The organism is Winogradskyella marincola, assembly GCF_029624125.1.
GTDB lineage: Bacteria > Bacteroidota > Bacteroidia > Flavobacteriales > Flavobacteriaceae > Winogradskyella > Winogradskyella marincola.
Map to the genome: position 1 here is coordinate 490,541 of NZ_JARSBN010000002.1, position 18,171 is coordinate 508,711.

Consider the following 18,171-nt stretch of genomic DNA (forward strand, 5'->3'; position numbering starts at 1 on the left):
TGTTGGTTGATTTCAAATGTATAATCAACTTCATTGGCTAGAAATAAGGAATGAGTAAAGTGCCCAAATGAATGAGTAAAGTGTATAAAACAAAAAAACCTCACCATTTCTGATGAGGTTTGAATCTAATTTATCTAAAAATCTAATTGTCTAACAATCTAGTATTTGCTTCCATCGTGCTTCCCCTTTTCCCATCCATGTTTGCCTAAGTATTGGTCCGCACTTTCTACCGCTCCAGTTTCAATATCGGTTCCCATGGAGTCATTCCAGCGGTTGAGGTATCCAAAAAGCGAAATTACACCTAGCATTTCTACAATTTCGCCTTCGTCCCAATGTTGGTAGAGACGTTCTTTTATGTCTGTATTAACAGCATTTGGCACTTGGCTAGCAGCCAAGCTAAAATCTAAAGCAGCACGCTCAGCCTCATTAAATGCAGGATGCGTTTTGTATTCCCAAATGTTATCGAGTTGTTCTTGTTCTGCACCATAACGTTCAGCAGCTCTAATAGCATGCGCTTGGCAATATCTACAACCTGTGGCATTGCTACTAACCCAAGCAATCATGCGTTTTAAGGCAGAAGTTACACGACCTTCATTGGCCATTACAGCTTTGTTTAAATTTATAAACGCCTTGCTAATGGCTGGTCTGCGTTGCATGGTTAATACCGAATTAGGACAAAATCCTAAAGTTTCATTAAAGAATTCTGCTAATTCCTTGGTTTCTAAATCGTGCTCTGGAGATAACGGAGTTACTAATGCCATAGTTGTTTTTTTAGTGGTATTTTTGAATGTACAAGATAGCAGTTCTAAAAATTAAAGTAAAAGAAATGGCACATAAAATCACAACCCAATGGAAAGGTGGAATGACCTTTGAATCTGATAATCCAAGTGGAAAAACCGTAATTATGGACACTGATGTAGAAGGGCAAAACGAACGTTTTGGGCTGTCTCCTAAGGCTATGATGTTGTCTTCGTTGGCAGGTTGTTCTGGGCTAGACGTTATTTCTATTTTAGATAAAATGAAAGTAGAATTAGACGATTTTAAAATGGACGTGTCTGGAGAACTTACCGATGAGCATCCTAAATATTACCATTCAGTAAAAGTAGATTATTATTTTTATGGTAAAGATTTGAATAAAAGCAAATGCGAAAAAGCTGTAAACCTTTCCGTTGAAAAATACTGTGGAGTTATGGAAATGTTTAGACAGTTTGCAAAAGTTGAAACCGAAATCCATTTTCATTAATTAAAAGTTCCCTTTTTGGGAATTTAAGGAGCTATTTTTATGCGCTGGACACTAAAACCAAAACCAGACACATCAAAAGTTGAAGCTTTAAAAAACACACTTCAGGTTGATGATATTGTAGCAACATTATTGTTGCAACGTGGCATCGAAACCTTTGAAGATGCCAAGACGTTTTTTAGACCAAGTTTTAACGATTTACACGACCCATACCTTATGAAGGATATGGACAAGGCTGTTTCACGCATAGAGCAAGCCATTGCAGCAGGTGAAAATATTTTGGTTTATGGAGATTATGATGTGGATGGTACTACGTCTGTAGCATTAATGTCTTCATATTTAAAAACCAGAACAGCTAATGTAGCTACATATATTCCAGATCGTTATGAAGAAGGTTACGGTGTGTCTTACCAAGGTATAGATTTTGCGCACGATAACGACTTTGCACTCATTGTGGCTCTGGATTGTGGAATAAAAGCTATAGAAAAAGTAGCATACGCTAAAGAAAAAGGCATCGATTTTATTATTTGCGATCACCACAGACCAGGAGATACAATACCAGATGCAGTTGCGGTTTTAGATCCTAAACGAGACGATTGCGAGTATCCTTTTAAAGAACTTTGCGGCTGTGGAGTTGGTTTTAAGTTAATCACTGCTTTAGCTTCTAAACAAGGGCAAACCGTAGAAGATTTAACCGAATATCTCGATTTGGTAGCCACAGCAATTGGTGCAGATATTGTGCCTATTGTTGGCGAAAATAGAGCATTAGCGTATTTCGGTTTACAGGTTATAAATACCAATCCAAGACCAGGAATAAAAGCAATTATTGCAGAAGTAAAGAAGGATGAGTTATCCATCATCGATGTGGTTTTTATTGTCGCTCCACGTATTAATGCAGCAGGCAGAATGAAACATGGTAACCATGCTGTAACCTTATTAACCGAAACCGATTTTAATCTAGCAGCTAGTTATGCTGTAGATATCGATCAGTTTAATACAGACCGAAAGGAAACAGATCGACTTATTACTGAAGAAGCCTTACTTCAAATTGAAAAAAATGAAGAACAAGACCGATTTACAACTGTAGTTTATGACGAAAATTGGCATAAAGGTGTTATAGGTATTGTAGCATCTAGACTAACCGAAACGTACTATAGACCAACATTGGTATTTACAAAAAGTGGAGAAAAACTAGCTGCTTCAGCACGTTCTGTAAAAGGTTTTGATGTATATAATGCATTAGAGGCTTGTAGCGAGTTTATAGAACAATTTGGTGGCCATAAATATGCCGCAGGTTTAACGTTGTTGCCAGAAAATTACGAGGCATTTAAAGCCAAATTTGAAGCTGTTGTAAAAGACACGATTGATCCAAAGCTATTAACACCAGAGTTGAAGGTGGATTTGCAAATAGAGCTTAATCAGATAGATCATAAACTTTATAGAATTGTGAGCCAGTTTGCACCATTTGGGCCAGGAAATATGACTCCCGTTTTTATGACGCAAACTGTACAAGATACAGGTTGGGGAAAATGCGTGGGCGAAGATGATAAGCATCTGCGTTTTACTGCAAAGCAAGCTGATAGTAATCCCATTGTTTGTATAGGTTTTGGACTAGGTGATAAACTAGAGATTATTAAAAATAGAAATACCTTTGATACAGCTTACACCATTGATGAGAATCATTGGAATGGTAATGTAAGTTTACAGTTAAAGTTGAAAGATATAAAAGCATAAAATTGAAAAGGTTTCGTTATTAATGTATGAAACCAATCATTTTTTTTCAATTTATCTTGTTTAGCTTATTCTTAAGCAGTCAAAATTTGGTTTTGAATCCTAGTTTTGAAACACATTCTACTCAAAGATGTTTTATCTATTTAGGATCTTTTAATAGCAGTATTAGTGATTGGTCAATCCCAAATTTTGGATCAACAGATTATTTTGATACGTGTAGCGAAGAACATGGGTCTAAAAACTATAATGGTTTTCAAAACCCTAGGACAGGATCTTCTTATGCAGGATTATATCTTTATGCCAATAAGAATTACCGTGAATATGTACAGGGAAAACTATCTAAGACTTTAAAGAAGGGTAAAGAATATAAAATGACCTTTTATCTAAGCTTAGCAGATAAGTCTTCTTACGCTTTAAAAGATATCGAAGTTTTAATTACCGAAGAAAGATTAGAGCCATGTTATCATTCTAACAATTGTGATAAGGTCATTAAACCTTCAAAAGAAATAAAAAGTAATTTTGAAATTTATTCAGATTCAAAAGGAGAGTATTTTTCTAGCAAAGAACATTGGATGGAGTACACCTTTGAGTTTACAGCTAAAGGCAATGAGAATTATTTTTCAATAGGAAATTTTTATAAAAACTCTAAAGCTAAAAAGCAAAGGACTGTTTCGAATAGTCCTTTTTATTTTTCATACTACTACATTGATGACGTGTCTGTAGAGGCTGTTGAAGAAGAAAAACCTAAAGAAGTTAATTTTTCTAAAACAGATAGCCAAAAGCAAAAAGAATTTCAGGTTAATAAGGTTTATACTTTTAAAAATGTATTGTTCGATATTGATAAATCAGAACTTATAGAAGCGTCTATTTTAGAACTAAACGAACTTTATAAGTTTCTTAAAGAGAATTCAAATACAGTAATTGAAATTTATGGTCATACCGACAATAGTGGTATAGAAAAAAGGAATAGAGAATTGTCATATCAGCGTGCTAAAGCCGTTGCAGATTATTTAATTTTGCAAGGTCTGGATAAATCTAAAATTAAAATGTTTGGGTTTGGAAGTTCTAAGCCTTTTTCAGAAAATAATACTGAAAAGGGAAGGGCATTAAACAGACGTGTTGAGTTTAAATTAATACAATAGTTTTGGCAAAAACAGACCCATACGCAGCGCTCCGCTTTAAGGAATTTAATATATTTTTATTAGTAAGATTTGCCTTAGTTTTTGGCTGGTCCATGCAGTTTTTAGTTATAGAATGGCAGGTTTATGATCTTACAAATTCAAAATTGAGTTTAGCACTTATTGGTGCATGCGAGTTTCTCCCTGCATTTTTTTTAGCACCTTTTGCAGGACATATCGTAGATAAAAAAGAAAAGCGAAGCCTCTTTACACTATGTATTGCGTTGTTTTCGTTGATTAGTTTTGGGCTGTTTTGGTTAACATCAGATCAGATTGAAAACAACTGGAGTACCAATAGCATTTTAATAGGTATTTATGGTTTGGTGTTTTTTGGCGGTGTTTTAAGAGCCTTTTTCGGGCCAACGATTTTTTCATTAATCGCTTTAATTGTGCCAAAATCAGCATACCCAAATGCCGCAACATGGAGCAGTAGCACATGGAAAGGCGCAAGTGTATTTGGTGCACTTTGTAGTGGTTTCCTTATTGCTTGGATTGGTGTACATTATACTCTAGGAATTATATTTGGATTGGTAATGCTGGCTTTGGTTTTAGTATTTCAGATAAGTAAAAAACCAGTTTTAAATAAAGCAACTAACGAATCTATAAAAGAAAGCCTTAAATCAGGAATTGATTTTGTGTTTAACGACAAAGTCATTTTAGGAGCTTTAACCTTAGATATGGTGGCTGTATTATTTGGAGGTGCAGTTGCTATTTTTGCGGTGTTTGCTAAAGATGTTTTAGATGCTGGTCCTCGAGGTTTTGGGATTTTAAATGCAGCATTATCTTCTGGAAGTATCCTTGCTATGGTGGCAACAACGTATATTCCTATTACCAAAAATACTGGTAAAAAACTATTGATTGCTGTGTTTGGTTTTGGGTTGTTTATGATTCTTTTTGGAGCGTCTAAATTATTATGGCTAAGTGTTATTGCGTTGTTTTTATCTGGTATGTTTGATGGCGTTTCTATGGTAGTGCGTCAAACTATTCTACAGCTTAAAACACCAGATCATATGCGTGGACGCGTAGGAGCTGTAAACTCTATGTTTGTTGGGTCGTCTAACGAGCTTGGTGCAGTAGAAAGTGGTGTTGCAGCCAGAATTTTTGGTGCACCATTAGCTGTAATGCTAGGTGGTTCTGTAACACTTTTAACCGTGTTGGTTATAAACTATAAAAATAAACCACTAAGAGAACTCGATTTACAAGAAGATGTGGAAGAGAAATTTGACGAACTAAAATCTTAGTATTCCTTTAATTCAAAAGACTCGCCATCAAAAACACCATAGGTGTAATATTGAATCCAATCACCAAGGTTAATATATTTTGAACTTTCGTTGAGCTGAATGTCTAATGGTAAATGTCTGTGGCCAAATACAAAGTAATCACGATGTTTTTCTTCGAGTTTACGTTTGCAGTAGGCAACTAGCCACTCGTTGTCTTCACCTAAAAACTTTGCATCATCATCACCAGAAATCAGCTTATTTTTTACCGAAAAGTATTGCGCGATTCTAACACCAATATCTGGATGCAGCCATCTAAATAACCATTGAAAAAATGGATTGGTAAAGACTTTTTTCATGCGTTTATAACCTTTGTCATCAGGACCCAAACCATCTCCATGACCAATAAAAAATGTACTTTGACTATGCTCAGCATCCATTTTGAATGTAAATTCTTGAGGTTTGTGAAACACAGGAATATTAAGTTCGTCTTCAAAATAACCATTCATCCATAAGTCATGATTACCAACAAAGAAATACACTGGAATTCCTGAATCTGTAATCTCAGCCAATTTGCCTAAAGTCCTGGTAAAACCTTTTGGGATAACCGTCTTATATTCAAACCAAAAATCGAATAAATCTCCCATTAAGAAAATTGCAGCGGCATCTTGTTTTACTTCATCTAACCAAGCGACAAACTTCTTTTCTCTAGGACGAGAAGCTTCATATGTTGGAGCACCAAGATGATTGTCTGAGGCAAAATATATTTTTTTGCCTTTTGGGATTTCTATGTGATGATTGTTACGCATTATCAGAAGCATACCATTCTGCAAAGCTGGTTGCTGTCTCTTGAAGTTTTAGTGAGTGTAACTTTATGTTATCTGGTAATCTTTTTTTAATTTTTTTAGCAAAATCAATGACCATCATTTCACTTGTTGGCTGATAATCAACTAACAAAACATTGTGTCCTCTAACTTGTAATTCTTTTGCCAACTCTACATGAGGAGTATTTTTGTTAAACACTGTTGCGTGGTCAAAAACATCCACAATTTCATCTTTTACAATCTTTTTAAGGTCGCCAAAATCTATGACCATTCCAAACTTTACATTAGCATTGTCTGCTATTGGTTGGCCAATAACGGTAACGTATAAATTGTAACTGTGGCCATGTACATTTTTGCATTTGCCATCATAGCCGTAAAGGGCATGACCTGTTTCAAAAGAGAATTGTTTTGTAATTCGGATTTTACTCATTCTAAAAAAATAATACTGCAAAGATATTATAAATGTAAAACGAATGGCTTTTTAGATTACATTTGCGCACTTTTTTAGAAATTCAAAATGAAAACACTTCTTTTTTTAGACTAAATTGGAAAGTCTATTTGAATCTATTCCGTTTGCAGAAAACGTTCTGTACGAGAATATTATAGCAGATCTAGGATCTAAACAATACAGTATTATTGACGATTTTTTTACAGCAGATGAAGTAAAGGCTTTAAGGGCTTCATTGTTGCAAAAATATGATGAGGACAGCTTTAAAAAATCGGCAATTGGTAATCGTACCAACGAGATTATAAAAACCAAAGTAAGAGGTGATATTATTCTTTGGATTGATGAGCAAAACATTAACTCGTCAGAGCAGTTATTTTTCAATAAAATAAATGACTTAAAGGATTATCTTAACAGAACTTGTTTTTTGGGTATAAACCAAAAGGAATTTCATTATGCCATTTATCCAAATGGTACTTTTTACAAAAGGCATCTAGATACATTTCAGAATGATGACAGACGAAAACTTTCTTTTGTGTGCTATCTAAATGAAGAAAACTGGAAGCCTGAAAATGGTGGCGAATTGGTGTTATATTTAGAAAACGGAGAAGAAACCATTTATCCTTTTCCAGGTAAAGTTGTCATTTTTGAAAGCCAAATTTTAGAGCATGAAGTAAAACCTGTTAATACTCCAAGATTGAGTATAACAGGATGGTTAAAAACGCGCTAATTAACGACGCTTGCGATTATAGAAATAAGCAATTATAAGAACAATAGCTAAAATTAAAAACAAGCCGTTTCCACCTAAAAATTGAAGTATATCCATATGTTATTTTTTTGATTTCTTTTTTAGAATTTTTATGATTAGGAATATAATTGCTCCGAAAATAAGAAAAGGAAATATTTTTCCTAAAATATAACCAATACCAAAGCCAATATCGTATAGGTCATTATTTTGTATTGAAGTTACCATAATTGAACTAATCATTATTCACTCTTTTTTTATTGTATCTATAGGTGGCATATGCAATAATCACTAAAATTATAAAAGGCAGCATTGAGCCAATAAATACACCAATACCATAGTTGTCGTCTGGAGCATCTTTTAGTTTTTGTTCTATATCTACCTCTTGAAGTAATGTAACAAGCAAATGCATAAGATTTGTTTTAAAAACTCAAATTTAAACGTTTTCAGCAAGTGGTTTAAAGGTTTTTCTGAATTTTATGATGAGAGGTAAACCTCGTGCTATAATCCAGATGGTAAAGGCTATGAAAATTCCGTGCAGCTTATAGTCAAAATAATCTAAAGCGAGGATTACTGGAGCAAAAACCAAAAGAGACGAGAACAATAGGACATCTCTCAGATATTTCATTTCGCCAAGACCTTTAAAAACACCATCAAAAATAAAGGCTAATGCACATAAGGGTTGCATGACTAAAACTATCCAAAAGACCTTATAAAACTCATGTAACACTTCAGGATCGTTACTAAAAATGTTGCCAATAGGATAGTAGAGTATTGCGCCAATTATGGCTATTACAATTCCAACCACAATGCCATATTTTATAAGCTTATCACTTAGATTAATAAGATTTTTATAGTCTTTAGCACCAAGTAGTTTTCCTGATAAAATATTTCCAGCACTGGCGTAACCGTCAATTATGAAAGCACCCAAAAACCAAAGATTAATAGCTATGGTGTAAGCTGCAATATAGTTTTCGCCATATTTGGTAGCAAAGCTGGTGGCTAAATACAGCGCTAAATTCAACGCTAAGGTTCTTATAAACAGGTTGCCAATCATAAAAAGAAATCGCTTTATCTCTGGATTAAACGGAAACTTTACCAACAGAGGAATATCAGTTTTCTTCAAAATATATACAGCCGAAAGCACAGCCATAATAATTTGAGCCAAGACACTTGCGTAGGCTGCACCTTCAATATTATAAGCAGGAATGAAGCCATCTATACCGTAAACAAAAATAATATCGAGAATAATGTTTGCAAGAGCACCTACAATGGCAATAATCATTGGAAAAAATGTGTTTTGTAAGCCTCTAAACGTTCCAAAGACAGCAATGGTAAACAATGTAAAAGGAAATCCAAACACGCGTATGCGATAATAGTCTACACAAAAGGTAAGTATATCATCCGAAGCATTATAAAATTTAAATATCTGAGCAGCCAAAGGATAAGTAACAGCAATGATAACAAGACTTAGAGAGGTAATGATAAAAATGGCTTGAGCAGGTAGGTTTTTTACCTCGTCAATTTTTCCTGCTCCCAAGTATTGCGATACAATAGAAGAAATAGCACTGCGTGTCTGTCCTAAAACCCAAATTAGCATCGAAAAAAAAGTGCCCACAATACCAACAGAAGCTAAAGATACAGTCGCATTTTTATCCATATTACCAATAATAGCAGCATCTGTTAGTGATAAAATGGGTTCTGCCACACCAGAAATTAAAGCTGGTATAGCAAGTTTATTAATGTGTTGTAATGTAATTTTTGTACTCAAAGTAATAGCTCATAACAATGAAAAGGATATTCACTCTGCTTAGGAAAGTAAATATCACCCAATCGTTTGTAGCCGCGAAGTTCGTAAAACTTTTGGTTTCTTTTGTTTTGAGAAAACGTATCTAATCTTATAGAGGTATAGTTGTTTTCTATGGCATAATTTTCTGCAAAGTCCATAAGCTGTTGTGCATAGCCTTTACCTTGAAACTTTGGGTGAATTGCTAAACGATGAATGTAGAGGTTGTTGTCGTTTTTTGTTAACCATTCTATAGGTCTGTATTCTTCGTCCATAACTGTTGAAATAACTATTGTACCGCTTATATCAGAGTCAGTTTCTAAAACATAAAGTTCATTTCTTTCAACATCTTTTTTAAAAGCTGAAGAATTAGGATAATGCGCGTTCCATTGGTAAATACCTTTGGCAATCATAGCTTTTGCACACGCTTTGGTTAAATTCATTATAGATTTTATATCTTCAATCTTACCTTTTCTAATCATTTATAAATTGTATTTTTGTTTGAAAGAGTTATAAATATGAAAACGATTTTAGTTCCTGTTGGGTCTTCAAAAAATGCAAAATCACATTTACAATATGCTGTTGATTTTGCCAAAGCATTTGGCGCAAAGTTATATGTGGTTCAAATATATAACGTTTACACCAAAGCTGGGACAATGATAAAAATAGATCATATACTAGAACGCGAATCTCAAGCGTTTTTAGAGGCTCATATAGGTGCTATAGACACAAAAGGTGTTGAGGTTGTTGCTAAAACTTTTAAAGGTAAATTGATTGATACCATAGAAAAAGTATCTCATGCTCTAGATGTGGATTTAATTATTTTAGAACCAAGAACTAACTCTATAAAAGATGAGGTTTATTTAGGAAAAACCTCAGGAAAAATTATAAAGCGTACTCAGATACCAGCGTTAATTGTGCCAGAATGTTATGTGTATAAACCAATTGTAAAGATGTTGTTAGCTGTAAAATCGATAGCAATTAAGCGCGAAGGAGTTTTACAACCAATACATAGTATAAAAAATCAATTTAAGGCAGTTCTTAATTTGCTTTTGGTAAAAACACCTTATCACAACTCTGAAGATTTTGAAGTAAACGACGAGTTAAAGGCAATGATAACCAATACTACAAAAGCAGACAGCCCAACGACATTTCAAGCTGTGCTAGAACATTACAAAAACCATAGTCCAGATTTGCTATGTGTTGTAAGGAGACAACGCGGTTTTTTCTCTAAGCTATGGGAGGATAACATTATTCTTAAAAAAGATTTTCATAGCTCTACCATACCAGTTTTGGTATTGAGTGGATTAAAGTAATTTGGGGCATTAGCTCAGCTGGCTAGAGCGCTACGCTGGCAGCGTAGAGGTCATCGGTTCGACTCCGATATGCTCCACTTTGTTGTTTTTGTCTGTAAATCAACGATAAAAGATAGCCACTTGGTTATTTTTTTGTATGTTGCGGCCCCTTTAACGCCCTTAAGATGAAATCATTTTTGTTACTAATATACCTATTAGTATCTTTTTCCTACGCCCAAAAACCTGCTTATAATCCCGAAAATTCTTCAGGAAAATTATTTGAATATGCAGAATATCTTCAGGTAGAAGATGATAGAAGTTATTCTATTGATGATATTATTGCTTCTAAAGATTTAAAATTTAGTGATTTAAGTTCTGAAAATCACGACCTAGGTTTTACACAAGATACCTATTGGGTGAGGTTTAGTTTAAAAAATTCTTCAAACCACAATAAACTTTATTTTTTACAGACAGCAAGGCCTATTACAGATGTTGCTAACCTTTATCAATTAGGAGATAAAATTACGAAGCATACTAGTGGAGATCAAATTAATTTTAAAGACAGAGATGTTAGTCATAGAGAAACTGTTTTTAAGATTATTTTACCTGCCAATACAGAACAGCAGTTTTATATAGAGCTTTCTAGTGATGGCGAAACTATTAATGTGCCTTTAAATCTTTATGATGGTGTAACGTTTTTTCTTAGTAATTATAAGCAACAATTATTCTTAGGTCTGTTTTATGGAGTTTTACTTTTAGCATCGTTAGTTTATCTGTTTTTCTATGGTAGTCTAAAAAATAAATCCTTCTTATATTACAGTCTATATGTGTTTTCTATTGCTCTAATGCAGGCTGCTTTAGATGGTTTTATATATGAGTTTGTATTTCCGTCAGGTGGTTTTATAAACAGTAGAATGGTACTTATTGCAGCATTACTTTCTAATCTGTTTTTACTTAAATATTGTGAATATTTCCTAAATATAAGTGTAAATCTTAAAGGGTTTAAAAAGGCTTATAACATTATTTATATTGCTATAGCAGTTTTGTTTGCTATGGTTTTTATAAGCCCAAAAACTTTAGAGTTAGCTTATCCAATGAGTAATCTAAATGGGTTAGTAAGCTTATTGCTTATTCTCGTTACGGTATTTACTATGAGTTTTAAGAAAATTAAAATTGATCCATTTTTCTCATTCGGAATCTTATTCTTAGTTGTTGGTCTCTTAGGTTTTGTAATGAATAACTTAGGCTTGTTACCGAGTAATTTTTATACAATGAACAGCTCTAAGTTTGGCTCTGGTTTGGAAGTGGTTTTCTTATCGTTGTCTATGACAAACTTAATTAAGCGATTGAGGCAAGATAATGAAAGAGCTCAAAAACTGGCATTAAAAAGATCTGAAGAAATTAGTGAGCTTAAAACCTATTTTATGTCTAACATAAGTCATGAGTTAAGAACACCAATTAATGCTATAATGGGTGTGGTAGAGACTGAGTTGGCAAATAAAAATAACTCTAAGGAGAACAGGAAAAAATATCAAATAGTGCGTAATGCCTCTATAAGTTTGCTGAGTAATGTAAATGATATTTTAGATTTTGAGAAGATGGAAAAGAAAGAACTTGTCTTGAAGAAGGAAGTTTTTAATCCATCGTTATTGCTAAATCAAATCAGTGAAAACTGGAAATCAGAAGCCCAAAAGAAAGGATTAAACTACCACTTTGAGATGGATTCTGAAATAGCCACTAAAGTTGAGGGTGATGCAGACAGGCTGTTGCAGATTGTTAATAATGTTTTAAGTAACGCTATTAAGTTTACCAATAAAGGCAATGTAGTGTTTAAGCTAAAATGTGTATCTCAGCCTAATAACTTTAGCAATTTTATCTTCCAGGTGTCAGATACAGGTGTTGGTATGGATAAAGAAAGCATGGCAACAGTCTTTGATAGTTTTAATCAAATGCGAAAAAACCACAAGCGTCAATTTGGTGGTATAGGATTGGGATTAAATATTGCTAAGCATCTCGTAGACTTATTTGAAGGTACTATAAAAGTTGAAAGCGAACTCAACAGAGGTACAGATGTGTTTATAGAAATACCATTAAAAAGAGTTGACGAGGCGAGAAATAGCATAACATCAAATCAAAGTAAAGAGTTAAAAAGTCCAATACATATTTTGGTTGTAGAGGATAATAAACTCAACCAAATGGTTATGCGTAAGCTATTAAGTAGTTTTGATAATGTCAGTTTCTCTGTTGTAGAAAATGGTAAAGAAGCTATTGATGCCTTAAAGAAAGGTGTCTATGATTTAGTGCTAATGGATTTGCAAATGCCAGAAATGGATGGTTATGAGGCTACAGAGCGCATTAGAGGTGGTGAGCTGGGAAAAGTTATTGGTGGTATACCAATAATTGCAGTAACGGCAGATGCAATGCAAGAAACAAGACAACGAGTTTTAGACCTTGGTATGAATGACTATATGACCAAACCAGTAAATAGAGACTTGCTTCTACAAAAAATTAAAAATTGCTCTGAAGATTCTGCAAAGCTTCACGTAGTGGCATAATTATTTTTTTACAAATGTTGTAATTAAAGAAACAACAGTCTGTAATTCGTTACTTAATGTAGACTTGTCCCAAGGGTGTCTTACGTTAAATACATGATCTGCAGCTTCAATAATCTCTAGTTTGCTCTTTGGATTCCATCGGTGCAATGTATAAGCTTCGTTTATTGAAACTGAAGTGTCATTGTTGCCATGAATTATTAAATGTGGAACTTGTAATTGTTTTTCTGCTGCCTCTATATCTAATTGTTTTTCGTTAGCTTTAAAGTCTTCGTAAAACTGATAGTAATGCGGCATTTGTTGTTTTGTTCTGCCGTTAATAACATATTTTACACCAAGTTTCTTCCATTCTTCAAGGTTTCCTATTGTAGAAGTTCGTTTTGAAAAGTCGCAAACACTAGCTAAGGTGATTAGTTTTTTAATTCTTTCGTCTTTAGATGATTTTAAAATTGTAATACCACCTCCACGACTATGGCCAATAAGAATGAGGTTGTTTATATCTACAAATGGGTTGTCTTTAAATGTTTTTGTAGCCCAATTAATGACATCGTTAAGATCATCCAGCTCTAAAGAGTAATTATTGTTGCCAAAGGCTTCTAAATCTGGGAAATCGATAGGATTTTCCATGGTACCTCCATTATGAGAAAAGTTAAATTTTATGACACAAATACCAGCTTCGGCAATAGATTTTGCCATAAGATTCCATGCTCCCCAATCTTTAAAACCTTTATAGCCATGGCAAAATATAACTATGGGCTGATTAGAAAATTTTTCAGAATAAAAGGTGTCTAATAGTATTGGTTTTTTATGTGCTCTATCTAGTATTTTATTTTTTTCTATTTGCATTAGTCTAGCTCTTTTTCAATAAAATCTATGTTAGGATTGCATATTTCTGTTATCAGTTTTTTAAGTTCAACCTCAAAATTGTTTAATGTTTCTTCAGAGATGAGTTGATTTTTATTTCGACTATAAGTAGACTCTTTTTTACCAAATTTTAGGAAACCACTGTTTAAGTTTTTAAATGAAATAATACCAGCTTCTATAGGCAAATCAATCAGTTTTTTCTTGTGCATCATGTAGGCGTAACACAATACCTGAAAAGATTTACTATACTTATCATAATCTGTTGTTAGGTCTTCCCAATCAACAATTTCCACTTTGCCTTGGTCAACCTTTCCAGATTTGTAATCTATAACTCTTGTGACGCCATTAAATTGATCTATTCTGTCAACTTTACCAGTGAGGTGTACTGCATATGGAATATTATCAAAATTCAACTCGATTTTTTCACCAGCTTCTATTGCTAGTATTTTTATTTGGTTGCCAGCTTCAAGTTGTTCAATTTCAGAATTAATAAAATTTGAAATATAGCGTTGCGCAATTTCAAAAATTATAAGATTTTTCCCAGAGCTAAAATTACCATCTTTATATAATGCTTTAAAATGGTGTGTAACAGAGTTTTTTATCTCAGACTTAAATGTTTTAAGCACATCTACAGTAAGCATTTTGCCAACAAAAGGTTTGTAGAAGTCCTCTAAAGTATTGTGTATTACAGAGCCTAGAGTGTTTGCAGCAATGTTTTCTTCTACGTCTTCAAATTCTTTAATACCCAATATTTTTTCATAATAGAAGTCTAATGGATTTCTAATGTAATTGGTTAAAGATGATGGCGAAAATCCATAATTGGAGAGATCTTCTAACTTAGAAATTATAGCCTTTGTTTTAGATATTTTTTTCAAGCTGTTTTCTATGATAGGTACATCTGGTGAAACAATTGTATGGTTAATGTTATGTATGCCTTCAACCTCCAATTGAGTTATAAATCTGCTTTTTTCACCACCTTTTAGTGCATCTATTTCTGTGTTATAGAGTATGTAAACGTTTTTTGCACGTTGTATTAATCTGTAAAAGTGATAGGTGTAGACTGCGTCTTTTTCTTTATAAGTTGGAAGTTTGTTTTGAAGTTTAACATCAAAAGGTATAAACGAATTATTTGTTTTTCCTGAAGGAAGTATGCCTTCGTTTACCGAGCTTATTATTACTGTCTCAAAGTCTAGAACACGAGACTCTAACATACCCATAATTTGAAGCCCTTCTAAAGGTTCTCCTTTAAAATCTAAGGTTTCGTTTTGTAAAACATCGCTATAAATTCGATATAAGCTTTCTATTGAGTTTAAATAATGGTAATTAGTATTTAGGTCTGTTAGTTGATTAAATAGTGCATGAAATCTATATAAATACTCAAGTTCTAAACCTTTATTGCTCATCGTATCATTGATGCTATCTTTTATTAAATAGATGAGATTAGAACAGTGATTTAGTGCTTTTTTAGGATTGTTTTCCCATGATGAAAACATTAAATCTATAATACCATGTACATCTTTGTGTGCAATTTTTTTAAGTTCTGCAGAAGACAGATGTACCAAATTGTTTTTTTGAATATGACTTGAAATTTCATTTAGATAATTGCCTTCATCTGTTTCAAATAAACTGTAAATTGATGGATGAGAAATAAGATCTATTACTTCTCTAAAATAATATGTATTGGTGTTCTTTTTGTGAATTGAAAACAGTAAATCAAACAATGAAGCCAAGGGTACAAATTTTAGAGGCAATCCCATTGTAACGTTAATTTGACTAATCTCTTTTGGAATCGAATTTAAAACAGGAATTAACAGGTTTTCTTCCCCAAGAACGACAGCAGTATTTTTTAAGTCGTTACTCTCTACACCTATTTTTTCTAAAATTTGCCCAATATATTTTGCCTGACCTACCAATTTTGGAACACCCACAACCTGAATATTTTTCTTTTGGCTGTAATATGAAGTTGCCCAATTAAAAGGTTGTTTTTTGAAGTAATTCCATTTGGCTTTATGCTGTCTAATAAATAGTCCAGCATCGTGTATATCGTCGTTTAAATAACTCTCATCTGCATCCCAGTATATGTTTGCAGAACCATTTTGAAGTAACCCTTGGATAATTAACGACTCGCATGTGTTAAGGGCGTTAAAACCTAAAAACACATGGTTTTTATTTGTGTTGTTTTCTATGTACGCTTCAAGGTTTTCTACAGCCTCTCTATAAACCAGACCTTGGTATCCTTGCTTGTTTTTTAATAGGTTATCAGAAAATACTTGATAATATGTTTTTAGTTGTTTCCAAAATTTTAAGTAAGACTTCACCAGGTTTGTTGGTTCAGTTTCTAAGGACCAATGATCTAGCTCTTTGATGGCGTGTAAATAGTCAAAAATAGTATCTTGATTACCAAGGTATCTGTCTATTTCATTAAAATCTTGTAAGAGTATCTGTGCCCAATTAGAAAAGACCTCAAACGGTTCTAGACTTTCTTTTGGTGTAACTTCAACGTAGGCGTTATAAAGTTGAAATAAAGTGTCTGTATTAGAAAGCGTCTTAAGACCAGATATCTCTTCTACAAATTCTTCAATGCTAAGAATATGTGGAGCAAATATAGGTTTTTGAATTAGTGTTGAAAGATGATGTTTTAAAAAGACTCCAGCTCTTTTACTGGGAAGTATAAAGTATAAATCTTCTAGATTATTGTCTTTTTGTTTAAGGTCTATTAAGACGGATTTTATAAAACTACTCATTATATAAAAATAAAAAACGCTCCGAATTTCGGAGCGTTTTTCAAATATATTTTAGAGTGTATTATAATTAGTTTTTCAACTTAACTTCTACACGTCTGTTTTCTTTTTTACCAGCTCTTGTGTTATTGCTAGCAATTGGGTTTTCTTCACCATATCCTTTAGCAGTTAATCTCTCAGCGCTAATTCCGTTAGCGATTAAGTAATCTCTTACTGCGTTAGCTCTTCTTTCTGATAAAGATTGGTTCATTTTTTTAGGACCATCACTATCAGTATGACCTTCTATAGAGAAGTTAGCTTGTGGATATTGCTTAAAGATGGCAACCATTGCTTGTAATACTTGGTCAGTTTGCTTTTGGAAAGTAGCCTTACCTGATTGGAATAAGATAGATCTAGAGTAGCTGTTTAAAGTTTCCATAACCTCTTCTGTAGGCTTAACTTCTGGACAACCGTTGTTAGATGCTACACCAGCTTCGTTAGGACACTTGTCATCTTTGTCTAAGATACCATCACCGTCAGTATCTGGCCAAGGGCAACCGTTGTTAGCAGCAGGACCAGCTTCATTAGGACAGTTATCATCACCATCAGCAACACCGTCACCGTCAGCATCTGGACAACCAGCTAAAGATTTTAAACCAGCAACATCTGGACAGTTATCGTCTTTATCCATTACACCGTCACCATCAGAATCTGGACAACCGTTAAATTCAGCTAAACCAGCAGTGTTAGGACAATCATCTTTAGAATCTTGGATACCATCGTTATCTGAATCTGGACAACCGTTGAAGATTTCTAAACCAGCTTCTTCTGGACAAGCATCGTCTTGGTCATAGATACCATCACCATCAGTATCAGTACCACCAAACTTAAGTACTAGACCAACTGAGTGTTGGAAATGCTTTGGTAAATAATCTTCAAATGCGTGCTTGTAAGTTGAGTTAACATCAAGACCTAATTTTTCAGTAAACCATACTCTAAAACCTAAAGAACCGTTTAAAGTACCAGCACCTATGTCGTCAACCCAAGTATAACCACCACCAACACCAAGATATGGATCAATAGTTTTTGAGTTAATTAAGTTCATGAAACTGTAAGAAACTCTACCATCTAAACCGTAGTAAGTTAAGTCGTTTGCAGTAGCAGTAGTTTCTACACCTGTTAAAGGATCTGAAAAAGAACCTACTTTGTCAATTCTGTTTAATGATCCCGTAGCTGTGAAAGTAAATCCATCGCTTAAGTATCTAGATACAGAAATTGTAGATAAAGAAGGGAAAATATTCCAGTGATCAGTAACATTGAAGTATTCGTCAAAGTAGTCACCTTGAGGCATGTCTTCACCTACAGGATATAAATCAACTGCGTTAGTACCAATTGTTACTGCCCACGGATTGTTCTTGTCTTGGGCATTTGTAGTACTAAAGCTCGTAAGAAGCACTACTACAAAAAGTAATCTGCTAAGATTTTTCATATTCTAATTAATTTTAATTTTAAGTGTTAATTGTTGACAAATGTAAGTTGTTAAATGTTATTAACAAAGACAAATATATAAAAAT

At 33.6% G+C, this 18,171-nt stretch carries 16 protein-coding genes and 1 tRNA gene; 8 read left to right on the plus strand and 9 right to left on the minus strand.

Annotation, left to right across the window (positions count from 1 at the left end):
* Positions 1-158: 158 nt before the first annotated feature.
* Entirely contained in the window at positions 159-761 is a 603-nt protein-coding gene (locus P7122_RS05385) for a carboxymuconolactone decarboxylase family protein (RefSeq protein WP_278004750.1), read from the minus strand.
* A gap of 65 nt (positions 762-826) precedes the next feature.
* Between P7122_RS05385 and P7122_RS05390 the strand changes: the two genes are divergently transcribed.
* From P7122_RS05390 to P7122_RS05405, 4 genes are read left to right on the plus strand one after another with little or no spacing between them, the layout of a single operon-like run.
* Positions 827-1,243, plus strand: coding sequence for an OsmC family protein (locus tag P7122_RS05390; RefSeq protein ID WP_278004751.1), 417 nt, complete (start codon positions 827-829; stop codon positions 1,241-1,243).
* 39 nt (positions 1,244-1,282) lie between these two features.
* Positions 1,283-2,974, plus strand: coding sequence for a single-stranded-DNA-specific exonuclease RecJ (recJ, locus tag P7122_RS05395; protein WP_278004752.1), 1,692 nt, complete (start codon positions 1,283-1,285; stop codon positions 2,972-2,974).
* A 26-nt stretch (positions 2,975-3,000) separates the two neighbouring features.
* Complete coding sequence (locus tag P7122_RS05400) at positions 3,001-4,113, plus strand: OmpA family protein (protein ID WP_278004753.1); 1,113 nt, start codon at positions 3,001-3,003, stop codon at positions 4,111-4,113.
* Between the two features lie 2 nt (positions 4,114-4,115).
* Positions 4,116-5,390 carry an MFS transporter gene (locus P7122_RS05405; RefSeq protein WP_278004754.1) on the plus strand — a complete coding sequence of 425 codons (1,275 nt, stop codon included), beginning with the start codon at positions 4,116-4,118 and terminating at the stop codon, positions 5,388-5,390.
* Here P7122_RS05405 and P7122_RS05410 read toward each other — a convergent pair.
* Both P7122_RS05410 and P7122_RS05415 read right to left on the minus strand, forming a co-directional pair.
* Positions 5,387-6,157 (minus strand): UDP-2,3-diacylglucosamine diphosphatase, encoded by a 771-nt coding sequence (locus P7122_RS05410; protein ID WP_278004789.1) that lies wholly within the window; start codon positions 6,155-6,157, stop codon positions 5,387-5,389. The genes P7122_RS05405 and P7122_RS05410 overlap by 4 nt on opposite strands.
* A gap of 10 nt (positions 6,158-6,167) precedes the next feature.
* Positions 6,168-6,620, minus strand: coding sequence for a 6-pyruvoyl trahydropterin synthase family protein (locus tag P7122_RS05415; RefSeq protein ID WP_278004755.1), 453 nt, complete (start codon positions 6,618-6,620; stop codon positions 6,168-6,170).
* Between the two features lie 115 nt (positions 6,621-6,735).
* Here P7122_RS05415 and P7122_RS05420 point away from each other — a divergent pair, with 115 nt between their 5' ends.
* Positions 6,736-7,365, plus strand: coding sequence for a 2OG-Fe(II) oxygenase (locus P7122_RS05420; RefSeq protein WP_278004756.1), 630 nt, complete (start codon positions 6,736-6,738; stop codon positions 7,363-7,365).
* A 250-nt stretch (positions 7,366-7,615) separates the two neighbouring features.
* On the opposite strand, the gene P7122_RS05425 is transcribed toward P7122_RS05420, so the two are convergent.
* Genes P7122_RS05425 through P7122_RS05435 form a run of 3 tightly spaced genes read right to left on the minus strand, consistent with a single transcriptional unit; the run spans position 7,616 to position 9,648 of the window.
* A complete protein-coding gene (locus P7122_RS05425; protein WP_278004757.1) occupies positions 7,616-7,792 on the minus strand; it encodes a hypothetical protein in 177 nt (58 codons plus the stop codon).
* Between the two features lie 24 nt (positions 7,793-7,816).
* The gene (locus tag P7122_RS05430) at positions 7,817-9,151 is read right to left on the minus strand and encodes an MATE family efflux transporter (protein WP_278004758.1); all 1,335 of its coding nucleotides are present in this window, start codon (positions 9,149-9,151) and stop codon (positions 7,817-7,819) included.
* A complete protein-coding gene (locus P7122_RS05435; protein ID WP_278004759.1) occupies positions 9,148-9,648 on the minus strand; it encodes a GNAT family N-acetyltransferase in 501 nt (166 codons plus the stop codon). Before P7122_RS05435 ends, P7122_RS05430 begins: the two co-directional genes overlap by 4 nt.
* Positions 9,649-9,684: 36 nt before the next feature.
* Here P7122_RS05435 and P7122_RS05440 point away from each other — a divergent pair, with 36 nt between their 5' ends.
* The 3 genes from P7122_RS05440 (at position 9,685) to P7122_RS05450 (ending at position 13,016) form a co-directional block, all read left to right on the plus strand.
* Positions 9,685-10,482, plus strand: coding sequence for a universal stress protein (locus P7122_RS05440; RefSeq protein ID WP_278004760.1), 798 nt, complete (start codon positions 9,685-9,687; stop codon positions 10,480-10,482).
* A gap of 3 nt (positions 10,483-10,485) precedes the next feature.
* Positions 10,486-10,559: transfer RNA gene (locus tag P7122_RS05445), tRNA-Ala, on the plus strand.
* An 87-nt stretch (positions 10,560-10,646) separates the two neighbouring features.
* Positions 10,647-13,016, plus strand: a complete 2,370-nt coding sequence (locus P7122_RS05450; protein ID WP_278004761.1) for a hybrid sensor histidine kinase/response regulator — start codon at positions 10,647-10,649, stop codon at positions 13,014-13,016.
* Here the strand turns inward: P7122_RS05450 and P7122_RS05455 are convergent, their stop codons facing one another.
* From P7122_RS05455 to P7122_RS05465, 3 genes are all read right to left on the minus strand, one after another.
* Positions 13,017-13,859, minus strand: coding sequence for an alpha/beta hydrolase family protein (locus P7122_RS05455; RefSeq protein WP_278004762.1), 843 nt, complete (start codon positions 13,857-13,859; stop codon positions 13,017-13,019).
* Entirely contained in the window at positions 13,859-16,621 is a 2,763-nt protein-coding gene (locus tag P7122_RS05460) for a PD-(D/E)XK nuclease family protein (RefSeq protein ID WP_278004763.1), read from the minus strand. The genes P7122_RS05455 and P7122_RS05460 overlap by 1 nt, the downstream gene beginning before the upstream one ends.
* A gap of 67 nt (positions 16,622-16,688) precedes the next feature.
* Positions 16,689-18,086, minus strand: a complete 1,398-nt coding sequence (locus P7122_RS05465; RefSeq protein WP_278004764.1) for an OmpA family protein — start codon at positions 18,084-18,086, stop codon at positions 16,689-16,691.
* Positions 18,087-18,171: the final 85 nt, after the last annotated feature.